Source organism: Chitinophaga sp. G7 BAM 1005 (genome assembly GCF_057126945.1).
Map to the genome: position 1 here is coordinate 4,996,548 of NZ_CP181478.1, position 12,723 is coordinate 5,009,270.

A 12,723-nucleotide genomic window follows, 5' to 3' on the forward strand; every position below is an offset into this window, starting at 1 on the left:
GTTTTTTTAAGAATCTCATAGCACTGCGATCTTGTAATCAAAAGTGACGCTGCCTGATGGCGGGAAAAGCGTTATGATCTTAACCAGGCAATTATAGCCCTCTTTTGTGTGAACAAATATCACTTTGCCTGCAGACAGCGGAACTGCATCCTGCGTAGCTTTGAACCCGTAAGCTTCCAGCGCGCTTTTTGAATTGAGGGCATCAAATGCTGCCGGCGTAAGATCTGTGATCAGGAACTTACCTCCGGTAAAAGCGTTACCTGTAAGGGGGTCTGTATTCCAGAATTTTCCCTGATCAAATATCAGATCAATACTGGATGACCCGCCCGCCAGATTTTTGTATGGGTAAGACACGGCAGCTGCCAGCCCGCGGCCACGGCTGAGTGTAACACTATCACTTCCTCCCAGCTTAACATTAGTATAGGTGATGAGCGTAATACTGTTAACACTATCCACCTTAGGTTGGAGACTGCTGTGAATATCAGCTTTTTTGCAGCCCACGATATATGCCATCGTAAGAAATATTACTACTGATAATAGAAAGCCTGATTTTTTCATCTCTTAAAATTTTATTAATTCCAGTTAGGATTTTGCACGAGATTGGGATTCATACTGATTTCAGTAAGTGGCAAAGGCCACAGGTAATCTCTTTGCGGCAGGAAAGTGCGCATGTTACCGGATTCCGGCATAATGTAGTTATCCGGATTCAAATTCGGCGTCAGGGAATATCCCAGCGCCAGGAATTCATCTTTAAAAAAATAAGCGCCCAATACGGGTTTCGGCAGTTCAGTTTCTGCCGTCTTCCAACGTAACAGATCCCAATAACGGAAGCCTTCCATAGACAGTTCTACTCTGCGTTCCCGCCTGATCTCTTCACGGATATTCAATCCATGAGCAGTTGCAAATGCATTGGTCAGGTGCGCAACTTCACCGCGGTCACGCAACTGGTTTATTGTTCGGTCAAGATCGGTGTCTGTAATACCGGCATCCAGCTCATATTTGGCCTCAGCATAATTCAGCAGCACCTCTGCATAGCGGATAATGGCATAATCTATATAAGATCTGGATTTACCCATGTCTTCCTGAATAACAAACTTCCTGTAATTATACCCGGTAGAACTGGTAGAAACCACAAATTTTCCTGTAAGACTAAAATTATCACCTCTTTTCATTACCGTTTCACTCAGTCTTTTATCCCGGTTATTGAACACCTGGTTCGCTGAATCCGGTCTTTTATAGAGGGGCGATTTATCAATTGGTAATCCATCTTTCATTAAATGAGCATCAACAAGGTATTTGGTGGGATTTACCACACCGCCGGAAATTATTGCCATGGGAATATTGTGGTAACTGATAATATTGGCATCGTTTGCCCCATAACGTCTTACCATAACATTCTCTTTATTCCCCATGCCTTCCGCCTGGTATTGATACAGGTTGAAATAGCCCCCTGTATACAAGCTATGTTCACCAGACTGGATCACTTTTTCGGCTGCATTCTTTGCCCTTTCCAGGTGTGTGCGCCATTCGCCTGCATTGTGAAATTTATTCCAGGTGCCTTCAAAAAGCGCCGCCCTGGATTCAACAGCCCATACTGCGGTACGTGAAATCCTTCCGTAGTTCGATGCTCCCATAACAGAGGGCAGTTGCAGTTTAGCCGCTGCAAATTCAAGATCTGCATAGATCGTATCATATACTATTTCGCGGTTTGTTCTGGCCGCTGTCAACTCTTTGGCATCACTGGCAAGCGGAGTTGTTACCAGGATAACATCTCCATACCGCTTTACAAGATTGTAATATGCCCAGGCTCTGAAAAATCTCGCTTCCGCTACATATTTTTCTACAATCCCCGGATCTACCCCCGCCGATGTAGCCCTGGGTGCTTTGGCAATAATATTGCAGGCAGCCCTGATCAGCTTGTAAGCATTTGCATAATCATCGTCCCAGTTAGGTACAGTCCTTGTTCCGTTGCTTACATCATTCGGATTGACTGCAAATCCATCTATAGACATATTATCGTCATATATGGGAAGCGATGGAAGAAAGGTATATAAGTAATTGGCTGCCGAATTCAGATCACCTTCGCTTCGCCAGAAAGTAGCATCACTGAGCTGCGTTTCCGGAACACGGTCTACCGAACAAGATCCTGCACCCGTTAGCATAATTGCAAGAATCAGATATTTAATGTATTTCATCTCTTGAATTTTTACTGGATTAAAAAGAAAGATTCACCCCAAAGGAATAGGTACCGAATAAAGGATAATTGTGTCCTACACTGTTCATACTTTCAGGATTGAAAGTATTTGAGAAAATACCCAGCTTATCCCAGGTCAGGATATCCTGTGCGCTGAAAAATAAGCGGAGCCGGCTAACATGTACTTTCTCCAGTAGATGCTTAGGCAAACTATATCCTACCTGGATGTTCTTCAGGCGCATATACGCTCCGTTCATTGTCCATTTATCAGAAGTCAGGTAGCTGGCAGTACCGGTTCTGGGGCGAGGGAACGCCGCATTCCTGTTATCTTCCGTCCAGTAATCAAGATGCATTTTCAGCGGAATTATCCAACTGCCGGTAGAGGGATGTATAGCATCTGTCTCAGCCAGGAAAGTATTCTGCAGCACTCCCTGCAGGAATACCTGGAGATCAATTCCTTTCCAGCCAACAGAGCCTGTCCAACCAAATGTATAACGTGGTTGGTTGTTACCAAGATACACCAGGTCGCCCCGTTTGTTAACGGTTCCTGCGCCGTTATTAAGGATACCATTACGGTCTTTGTCTACATATTTCACATCGCCGATGCCAATCAGGCTGCTGTAGAAAGGTGAATTATCGAGATCTTTTTGATTCTGAATATATCCATCGGTCTGATATCCCCAGATAGTATTTAAAGGATACCCTTCCAGTAACGAAACTGTTCCCAGCCACACGCTATTGTTATTATTATATTTAAGCAGTTTATTCTGGTTGTCAGATAAATTGAAAGAGATTCCGTAATCTATACCGTTATCGGTTCTGTCGGCGTAACTCAACTGCACTTCCCAGCCCCAGGACCGGAGGCGGCCCCCATTAATAACGGGTGCGGCGATCCCCAATATTACCGGCAGTTGCTGGGGTACCAGCATGTTGTTATTATGTTTCACATAATAATCAAAGCTGACATTCAGTTTGCTCCTGAGCAATCCCAGATCAACTCCTATATTGGAAGTTTCCAGTGTTTCCCAGGTTAATGTTGCCGACGGAATGGCGCCATTATAGAAATAAGTGGACTTTGTTTCTGTGTTTCCTAAAACAACATTGGAGCCCTGAGACAATTTATCAATAAAATCATACTGTCCGATGATACCACCTTCAGCGCTTCCGAGGCGGCCCCAGGAACCCCTGATTTTAAATTCCGAGAACACGGACTTCATCGTTGCAAACCAGGGTTCATTCTGTAACTTCCATCCGGCAGATACTGCAGGGAATACCTTTGTTCTTCGTCCAGGAGAAAGGCGGGAGCTTTCGTCTGACCGAAGCGTAGCTTCCACCAGGAATTTGTCCCTGAACACATAATTAAACCTGCCAAATACAGACTGAAAGGCTGAGGTGCTGATATAATCCGAATTCCCCCTGGTGAGACTATTTCCCAGGTTGAGGGTACCCAGGTCATTGCTCACCAGGCTGCTGGCCGAAGCGCTCAGATATTGATACCGGTTATCATTCCACTGGTAGCCTCCCAACAGATGAAAACTATGATCCTTTCCAAATGACCAGTCGTAATCAGCCAAAAACTGCACATTACTATTCCAGTTACTTGAAACGCTTCGGTCAAATGAATTGGGGTCCTGGAGTTTTTCTCCCGGCACTGATCTGAACCAGGTTTGTACTGTTTTATAGAAACTTGCAGTTTCGTTATTATAATACTGTCCACCGTATTTCACAGTAAGATCAAGGCCTTTAACCAGTAAATCCTTTGACTTAAGCGTAAAAACCCCGTCCAGGTTTCTGCCCAGTGATTTAATTTGTCCGCCTGCATCCAGGATAGCATAAGAGGTGATGCCTGAAGCTGAATTATCATGGTAACGGCCTTCGGGAGTTCTTAAAGGATTGCGATTGCGGAAACGGTAAAGCACATTTAACAGACTGGTACTCCATGTGCCATCTGGTGTGATGGTTGGTTGCAACATATCCGTAACATTAAAGCCTACCCTGGCATCAAAAGTTATTTTATCTGTGATCTGGGTTCCCACATTAATGCGGCCATTATATCGTTTATACTTATCGGCCCCTATCTTAAAGAGACCATTCTGATTAAACAATCCGAGAGATATCAGATAACTTGTTTTCTCTGTTCCTCCTTTTACAGAAAAATTATGGTTAGACATAGCGCTATTATTGCGAAGTACCTGCGCCAACTGACTTTTAGAATTATAATAAACATACCGGGTAGTATCATTCGGATCTACATAATGCTGTAAGCCCAAACGGACACGGTTAATATCAGTGGAGGAATAGCCGGGGCTTCCGCCTGAATTGGCGGCAGAAACGTTCACATATAACATTTCTTCCAGCAGGCTCAATTTCTCAGGAACATTTAATGGTTTCTGGGCGGAGAGCAGATTGGAATATTCAAACACAGGTTTACCGGCTTTACCTTTTTTTGTAGTAATGATCATTACTCCGCCGGCAGCCTGTGCGCCATAAATTGAAGCGGCTGCGGCATCTTTCAGCATAGTAACACTCTCAACATCATTAGGGTTGAGTGTAAGCAATACCGTGGTTGAGGATGCGATGCCATCCAATATTACCAGTGGACTTACGCCTCCATTTGCAGAGGTGGCGCCCCGGATCTGAATCCCAAAATTTTCTGCACCGGGTTGGCCTGAAGTCCTGGTAATCACCAATCCTGCAGCCGATCCCTGCAAAGCGCCAGCCAGGGTTGTAATAGGCCTGTCTTCAATCATTTTAGCGTTAACTGTAGATACGGCGCCTGTCATATTGATTTTTTTCTGCGTGCCATAGCCTACAACTACCACATCATTCAGGGTAGATTTAGATGCGCCTAATTTGGCAGCAATAAAAGTCTGGTCTTTAACGGGGATCAATAAGACTTCATACCCTATAGATGTGAACTGCAATATATCAGAAGACAATGCCTCAATGGTGAACACTCCCTCCTGATTAGTTGCAGCACCGGTCTTTTTATTTTGCAGACGCACGGTTACGCCGATTACAGGCTGACCGGTTTGAGCATCTACAACTTTCCCCCGGATGGTGCGGGGGGCATCCTGTGCTATTACATAGCCTCCAAGAAATTGAAAGAATACGAGCATCGGCATAAACGCCAACAGGCGGAATAGCTGTTTTTTCATGATCTATTTATTGTTGAATAAATACTAGGTATCGAAGAACAGTGCTAGCTGTTAGAAAATTCTGGCCGTTTTTTCTCTGCCGGGCATACTATTCCCGCAGGCCTGATTACAGGTTTTAAATTGTACTTGAGATGTTGGTTGATGTTTTTAACTACAAACGGATCGCGATCCCTTTTGCCGAACATTCATCTATTGCTTACAAATATAATTTACTTTTGAATACATTTTTAGTTTTTTAGAAATAAATCAAATTATTTTTTTGGTAATATATTATCTCCTGCAAAAAGGGGCCAAATACTGGTAAAATTTGGCTGCATGCCCAATAATAGCAGCAGTACAATCATTACAGCCGGTATTTTTATGCTATAAAACAATACCTGCCATCCAAAGAAAAAGACACTTTTTAATTTGTTTGGCTATTAATTGTATTCATAGTAAATTTATTTTTGTATACATTTATAGTCAGAAATCATATACACAACAAAAGCCATCCACATCACAGTTACCTGGGGGCATTATTAATTTATCAACCATAATATTTTATATGAAACTTATCCGCTTTGGGGAAGCCGGCCACGAGAAACCCGGCATACTAGACGCGAAAAACATCAGGCGGGACCTGTCGGCTATATTCGAGGACTGGAACCATTCCTTTTTCCAACATGAGGGCATGCGTGAATTGATGGCGATACAGCAGAAAGACAATTTCCTTTCTTTCCCCGTGGTGCCGGATAGCGAACGGTGGGGAGCTTGTATTGCACGTCCTGGCAAGGTGATATGTATTGGGCTTAACTACTCGGATCACGCCGCGGAATCAGGTATGCCCATTCCGGATGAACCCATCATCTTCCAGAAAGCAGCCAACACCGTGGTGGGGCCATATGACCCGGTTTTCATCCCACGTAACAGTAACAAAACAGACTGGGAAATAGAAATTGGGATCGTCATCGGCAAAAACGCCACCTATCTTGAAAATGAAGAAGATGCAAAATCACATATTGCCGGATACTGCATCTCCCACGATGTGTCTGAACGGGCATTTCAACTGGAACGAGGCGGACAGTGGACAAAAGGGAAATCCTGCGACACCTTCAACCCAATAGGCCCTTTCATGGTTACTCCAAACGAAATAGCAGACCCTCAGTCCATATCCATGCGCCTTACTGTTAACGGAGAACAAATGCAGACCGGAAATACGTCCAGAATGATTTTTTCCATGTATCATATCGTCCACTATCTCTCCCAATTCATGACACTGGAAGCAGGAGATCTTATTTCCACAGGTACGCCTCCCGGCGTGGGACTTGGGCTCAAGCCCCAGAGATTCCTTAAAGCCGGGGATGTTGTTGAGCTATGGGCAGAAGGGCTCGGATATCAGAAACAAACACTCATTCAATCTTAATATATGAACACACGATTTAACAACCAGGTAGCATTAATTACCGGTGCTGCAGACGGCATTGGCAAAGCAATTGCAGCACGTATAGCATCAGAAGGAGCCACCGTTGTGCTGGTGGATATTAACGGATCCCTGCTGGAAAAAACGGCGGAGGAATTTCGCCAGGCAGGTTATACTGTAACTACACAACTGGCGGATATCGCCAATGAAAATGAAGTGAGTGATGCAATTAACAAGGTAGTACAGGATCATGGAAAACTGGATATCATGGTGAATTCCGCCGGTATAGTCGGTCCAACCTCTACTCCTATTGCAGATTATCCCGCAGATGCCTTTGATAAGATATATAACATTAATCTCCGTGGCAGTTTCCTCATGACAAAATATGCAGTGCAGGCAATGGAAAAAAACGGGTATGGCAGGATACTGCTCATGGCTTCTATCGGTGGAAAAGACGGGAATCCTAACATGTGCGGCTACTCTTCTATGAAATCAGGTGTAATTGGTCTTGTAAAAGGTGTAGGCAAAGAATATGCTACCCGTAACATTACTGTAAACGGATTAGCTCCCGCAGTGATTAAAACTGCCATGAACGAAAACACATCCCCCGAACAACTTGCTTATATGACTGCTAAAATACCTATGAACCGATTGGGTACAGTGGAGGAAGTAGCCGCCATTGCAGCGTGGATCATTTCGCCGGAAGCTAGTTTCAACACCGGGTTTATCTTCGATATTTCAGGAGGCAGAGCTACCTATTAATCATACTCCTCCCTGAGATCGATTCATCTTCAAAAAGGAAAAATATGTCAGAAAACAATTTATCCAGACGGAACTTTCTCCGGATCAACTCTCTTGCGGGCATCGGCTTAGCACTCAGTCAGGCAGTGCCATTCTCTGCACTGGCTAACAACCCGCAAGCAAGTGCCGGCCACAAACCAGTGCGTTATTTTGATGCCTTTACGTGCTTTGGTCCCCGTAAATACAAACATCTTGCCGAGCCCTGGAAACTTTCCGAACTTATTTCGGAAATGGAACACTGCTCGGTATCGGGTGCACTGGTGTCGTATACCATGAGTACTTTTTACGATGCCATGTACTCCAATCTGGAGCTGAGCAATATGCTAAAGCCATACTCCCATTTATTTGCCGTATGGAATGTTATGCCCGCTCTTACCAATGAATTCCCTTCTGTGGAGGAACTCGGCCGCAAAATGCAGGAGCATAATGTCCGCGCCGTTTCCATTCATCCAGCCACGAATGGCTGGAACTGGAAAGCAACCTATCAACAGGATATTCTTCGTTGGCTGAATGAGCAACAGGTGCTGACCATTATACAGCTATCTGAAATTGGCGACTGGCAAGATCTGGAGGAACTCCTCCTGCAATTCCCCAAAATACCGGTACTCATAACGAGCGTTTACTGGAGCGACCAGCGAAACCTCATTCCTATGATGGAAAACCATCCTAATCTGCATTGCACATTTGACTGTTTGCAGAACATGTACGGAATCGAATACATGCATAGTAAAGGACTGGTAAAACAGATGGTGTTCGGCACCAATGCCCCTATCATGTCTGTCGGCGCCCACAGGACATTTATCGACTATGCAGAAATTCCGGAAGACGCGAGAGCCCTGATCGCAGGAGGCAATCTTACCAGGTTACTGAAAGGCCAGCAGCCTGATAAAGAATATGTGAACAAACAGGAAGATGAACTGATGACCGCCATCAGGCATGGCCGGCCAGTGCCTTCACCTATCGTAGACATGCATATGCATATGATCCACGAAGGAATGAATGGCGCAGGCTGGAGCTACACAATGGAAAACGGAGACCCTAAAGGAGCTTTTTCCCTTACCAAAAAACTGGGTTATGCGGGTGGAGGACTCATGAGTTGGAACGGCGTGGTAAGCGTTGATACTCCAGCCGGAAATATCAGTACCGGCAAGGCATTGGACATAGCTCCTCCTGGATACTGGGGACTGGCGAACTTTGACCCCACACATTATACACAGGATGAATTAAGAAAAATGATCCCGGCCTTATACGAAAAAGATCCTCGTTTCATTGGCATGAAGCCCTATCACTATATTGGTGTAAACTATGACGATCCTTCCTGGGAGCAGTGGTGGAAATATGGTAATGATCATCATTTCTACGCCCTGCTGCATTCCCAACGTGGTGACATGCGAGAATATGAAACCCTGGCAGCCAGGTACAAGAACGTCAGGTGGCTGGTCGCCCATTCAGGACAAAGTTATGATTATGCAGATAAAGTAATTGCCGCGATCAAAAAATTCCCGAACATCTATGCGGAGATCACGCTAACCTCTGTTCCCTTGGGCATCATTGATTACCTCGTTGCGGGCGCCGGAGCAGACAAGGTGTTATATGGCTCAGATCTGCCAATGAGAGATCCAAGACCACAACTGGGATGGGTTGTTTTTTCCCGTTTGCCTGTTGCCATCAAACGCAAGGTACTTGGTGAAAATGCCATGCAGGTCATAAAACCATGTATGGACAGACTTCCAAAATACAACAGACCGGTTATCAATAACAAGTAAACCTTCAACGCAAAATGAACAGAAGAAACTTTTTAAACCAGACCGGAAAAGCGGGCCTCTCTGTAATGGTTTTATCCCTGGCCGGCGACCTTGTTTTTGCCTCCGAACCGCAAACAGGGAAACCTGTTCTGGCTGGTCAACCATGCCGCAACTTCAATATCCTGGCCCGGACTTCCGTGATAGATCCCAAAGACAACCGGGAGAAATTCCTGCTTTCCAACTTTGCGGATGGTGAAACAGGCAACATTGTCCTCATTGATGTTAAAACCGGTAAGGGCGAAAATTTCCCGTTACCTGTAGGAGCAGGCGCCTGGGGACTTGTTAACTGGCATGATAATAAAATCATTGTCGGCACCTGCACCGAACAGGCATACCTTCACGTATTTGATCTGAAGAAAAGAAAATGGGCAGACCCGATTGTTTCAAAGGGAGAATCATATTTCTGGCAAATGGGCCTGGCATCAGATAACAAAGTTTATGGCGGCACCTACCCCGGATGCACACTAACCCAATATGATCCTTCCACCAACGAATTCAGGAATCTGGGTAAGGTCAGTAACAATCCTGAAAACCAATACAGCCGGCCGGTATATTGCCAGGCGCCCGGATATGTGTTTGTCTGGTATGGTTTCAATACAAAAGGCATAAAAGTATATCACATCAATTCGGGAAAAATAGAAGACTTCGGCGAACCGGATGATACGATCAAGGAAGTGAACAGGGAGTTCATCTGTGTTGAGAGAAAGACAGGGTTGGCATTTTATGATGCAAAAACCCTACAACCCTTACCAACAGAAGGCTACGAGGAAAAAATGGAAAAAACGCATATAAAGATCCAGAACGGTGAATGGTGTTCTTTCATCAAGCTGAAAAGTGGCCGGCTGGCCGGGGTGCGCGGGCAGGACTATTTCATTACCGATGCTCCGAAAAATAATGCAGACTATTCCACTCCGGTTAATGTAGCATTAAAACGTATACCAGTGGAAGCTCCCCCCACAACCATCATGTCTCTGACACATGACGAAGACGGCAAGATATGGGGCTCCTGCGGTTTTGGCCAAACCATTTTTTCCTTTGACCCTAAAACAAAAAAATACTGGAACTCAGCAGCAGTTTGCAAAAATGGAGGGGAAGTTTATGGAATGGTTTTCGTCAATAAACAACTGCACTTATCCGCTTATGTAGGAGGCGACCTGATGATTTATGATCCCAAACAACCGTGGAATCAACTGGATAATAAAAACCCTAAGCTGGTTGGAAGCGTGGCGCCCGATCTGATAAGACCTGAAGCCAAAAGTGTTCTCGGGCCGGATGGAAATGTCTGGACCGGCTGGTCGGCCAAATATGGCGTATACGGAGGAGGCTTGTCCAGCGTAAATCCCGTTACACAGGAAGTAAAATCATGGTACGACCCTATTCCGGAACAACAGATAACCGGCATCGCTGCTGATAATGAAAATATCTATTTCACCACTAACGGACATGCCAGCGGATTGCCTTATAACGAAGGTATACAATGTCATTTTGTAGTTTGGAAACCAGGTACGGGGATTGTAAAAGACATTCCTTTTGAAAAAGGCGTTGCCTTAAACAGAGCACTGCTGGCTATTGATGGATTAGTGGTCTTTTCACATAAAAAGGAATTAAGTATTTATGATCCGGGCAAAAAGGAGATCGTGAAAACAATCCCGATTGAAAACTATACAGATCTGCTGATCAGATTAAGCAAAGACACAGTGGGTATTTTCACAAATGATGCGCTTATCTCCTTAAATGTAAGAACCGGCGCAATGGCGGAGATATGTAAAGTTCCCGGCGAAGTAGGAGCAGCTACAGTATTACCGGATGGAACAGTATACTACTCTTCTAAATCAAAGCTGTATTGCCTGAAACAAGGATAAGAAATTCAGTTAAAATTCAATCTGCCTATTCAAAAAATGTTTTTATGAAATATAATTCTGACAGAAGAGATTTTATTGCAAAAGTTTCTGCCGGTACACTGGCTTACCTGGCAGCATATAGCATTCCTTCTTTTGCGCGTACCTCCAATGATCCGGACAAACTCGCCATCCTGGGAGGCGTACCGGTGAGGGATAATATGACCTGGCCACAGTGGCCATACCGGAACCAGAAAATGATAGATAACCTGACAGAAACCACCAAAAGTGGCATCTGGAGCCGTATTGACGCAGACAAAACAAGAGTATCCCAATGGGAATTAGATTTTGCTGCCATGACAGGCGCCCAATATGCTGTTGCCACCGGTTCCGGTACACAGTCACTCAGTACCAGCCTCTTTGCCTTAGGCATTGGGCCCGGGGATGAAGTGATCACCTCTCCATACACGGATATGGGCACCGTTTCAGCCATCATTACCTGTCATGCCCTCCCTGTATTTGCAGATCTTGATCCCCTGTCTTTCCAGATGAATGCAAAAGACGTGGAAAGTAAAATAACGCCGCGGACTAAAGCAATTATACCGGTGCATATGTTAGGCGCACCTTGTGAAATGGAACCAATTATGGCCATTGCAAAAAAACACGGGCTTTATATAGTAGAAGATGCAGCGCAGGCGCACCTGGCGTCTTACAAAGGTCAAAAGGTGGGAAATATCGGTAACCTCGGCTGCTTCAGCTTTCAGGGAAGCAAGCAGGTATCCTGCGGCGAGGGCGGAGCTGTTATCGGCAGCGACAAACAACTGATGGACAAAGTATATACCGTGATGAATCACGGTACTGCCAGAACCCCGATGGTTGACGCTAATGGGAAGATTATCGGCGATCATGTGCGTATCGGTCCTAAATACAGGATGAATGAATTTCAGGCCTCCGTATTGAATGGCCAACAGGATACCATCCAGCAACGTTTTGACACACGAAATAATAACGCCATCTATCTCCGCGAGCAATTAAGGGATTTCCCGGGGCTGAAAGTGCAAAAAATGTTTGAAGGAACAGATAGTGCCTCCTATTACCTGTTTGGTATGAGTTATCAGAAAGAGCATTTTAATAATGCAGACCGGAGCATCTTCCTAAAAGCCATTGGAGCAGAAGGAGTAGGTCTCTCAGGATATATTTCCCAGGGATTACACAGAGAACCCTGGACCGGCTATATTATGGAGCTACAGGGATATAAATCAATGTTTGGGAAAAAAAGGCTGCAGCAATGGAAGGAAAGCCTGTATCTGCCGGAATGCGATAAGGCATGCGGCCAGATGGCAGGGCTTTATGCTGTTGGCACATTGCTGGGAACAAGAAAAGACATGGATTCCGTAATAGCAGCGATCATGAAGGTACATAAGAATCGTGATCAGCTGGCTAAACTCGCCTGAATTAACCGCAACGCCATATCAGGTCTTGCGTATAGTTACGGGGCTTAAAATCCATAATAATTAACAACGCTTTA

The 12,723-nt window shown here is 45.0% G+C and carries 8 protein-coding genes; 5 read left to right on the forward strand and 3 right to left on the reverse strand.

Annotated elements, in window-relative coordinates:
• Positions 1-15: 15 nt before the first annotated feature.
• Genes ACMXI2_RS19930 through ACMXI2_RS19940 form a run of 3 tightly spaced genes read right to left on the reverse strand, consistent with a single transcriptional unit; the run spans position 16 to position 5,352 of the window.
• Positions 16-558 carry a hypothetical protein gene (locus ACMXI2_RS19930; protein WP_483777822.1) on the reverse strand — a complete coding sequence of 181 codons (543 nt, stop codon included), beginning with the start codon at positions 556-558 and terminating at the stop codon, positions 16-18.
• Between the two features lie 14 nt (positions 559-572).
• Positions 573-2,195, reverse strand: coding sequence for a RagB/SusD family nutrient uptake outer membrane protein (locus ACMXI2_RS19935; protein ID WP_483777823.1), 1,623 nt, complete (start codon positions 2,193-2,195; stop codon positions 573-575).
• Between the two features lie 19 nt (positions 2,196-2,214).
• Positions 2,215-5,352, reverse strand: coding sequence for a SusC/RagA family TonB-linked outer membrane protein (locus ACMXI2_RS19940; RefSeq protein ID WP_483777824.1), 3,138 nt, complete (start codon positions 5,350-5,352; stop codon positions 2,215-2,217).
• 544 nt (positions 5,353-5,896) lie between these two features.
• On the opposite strand from ACMXI2_RS19940, the gene ACMXI2_RS19945 reads away from it, so the two are divergent.
• Genes ACMXI2_RS19945 through ACMXI2_RS19965 form a run of 5 tightly spaced genes read left to right on the forward strand, consistent with a single transcriptional unit; the run spans position 5,897 to position 12,649 of the window.
• Positions 5,897-6,754: a fumarylacetoacetate hydrolase family protein gene (locus ACMXI2_RS19945; protein WP_483777825.1), complete on the forward strand. Its 858-nt coding sequence runs from the start codon at positions 5,897-5,899 to the stop codon at positions 6,752-6,754.
• Between the two features lie 3 nt (positions 6,755-6,757).
• Positions 6,758-7,513, forward strand: coding sequence for an SDR family NAD(P)-dependent oxidoreductase (locus ACMXI2_RS19950; RefSeq protein WP_483777826.1), 756 nt, complete (start codon positions 6,758-6,760; stop codon positions 7,511-7,513).
• Positions 7,514-7,557: 44 nt separating this feature from the next.
• The gene (locus ACMXI2_RS19955) at positions 7,558-9,318 is read left to right on the forward strand and encodes an amidohydrolase family protein (RefSeq protein WP_483777827.1); all 1,761 of its coding nucleotides are present in this window, start codon (positions 7,558-7,560) and stop codon (positions 9,316-9,318) included.
• A 14-nt stretch (positions 9,319-9,332) separates the two neighbouring features.
• A complete protein-coding gene (locus tag ACMXI2_RS19960; RefSeq protein WP_483777828.1) occupies positions 9,333-11,219 on the forward strand; it encodes an NHL repeat-containing protein in 1,887 nt (628 codons plus the stop codon).
• A 44-nt stretch (positions 11,220-11,263) separates the two neighbouring features.
• Positions 11,264-12,649, forward strand: coding sequence for a DegT/DnrJ/EryC1/StrS family aminotransferase (locus tag ACMXI2_RS19965; RefSeq protein WP_483777829.1), 1,386 nt, complete (start codon positions 11,264-11,266; stop codon positions 12,647-12,649).
• Positions 12,650-12,723: the final 74 nt, after the last annotated feature.

Excerpts from the sequence above, each read along its gene's own strand:
- ACMXI2_RS19955 (WP_483777827.1), top strand. The coding sequence starts at position 7,558 with ATGTCAGAAAACAATTTATCCAGACGGAACTTTCTCCGGATCAACTCT.
- ACMXI2_RS19940 (WP_483777824.1), bottom strand. The coding sequence starts at position 5,352 with ATGAAAAAACAGCTATTCCGCCTGTTGGCGTTTATGCCGATGCTCGTA.
- ACMXI2_RS19945 (WP_483777825.1), top strand. The coding sequence starts at position 5,897 with ATGAAACTTATCCGCTTTGGGGAAGCCGGCCACGAGAAACCCGGCATA.
- ACMXI2_RS19950 (WP_483777826.1), top strand. The coding sequence starts at position 6,758 with ATGAACACACGATTTAACAACCAGGTAGCATTAATTACCGGTGCTGCA.
- ACMXI2_RS19960 (WP_483777828.1), top strand. The coding sequence starts at position 9,333 with ATGAACAGAAGAAACTTTTTAAACCAGACCGGAAAAGCGGGCCTCTCT.
- ACMXI2_RS19930 (WP_483777822.1), bottom strand. The coding sequence starts at position 558 with ATGAAAAAATCAGGCTTTCTATTATCAGTAGTAATATTTCTTACGATG.
- ACMXI2_RS19935 (WP_483777823.1), bottom strand. The coding sequence starts at position 2,195 with ATGAAATACATTAAATATCTGATTCTTGCAATTATGCTAACGGGTGCA.
- ACMXI2_RS19965 (WP_483777829.1), top strand. The coding sequence starts at position 11,264 with ATGAAATATAATTCTGACAGAAGAGATTTTATTGCAAAAGTTTCTGCC.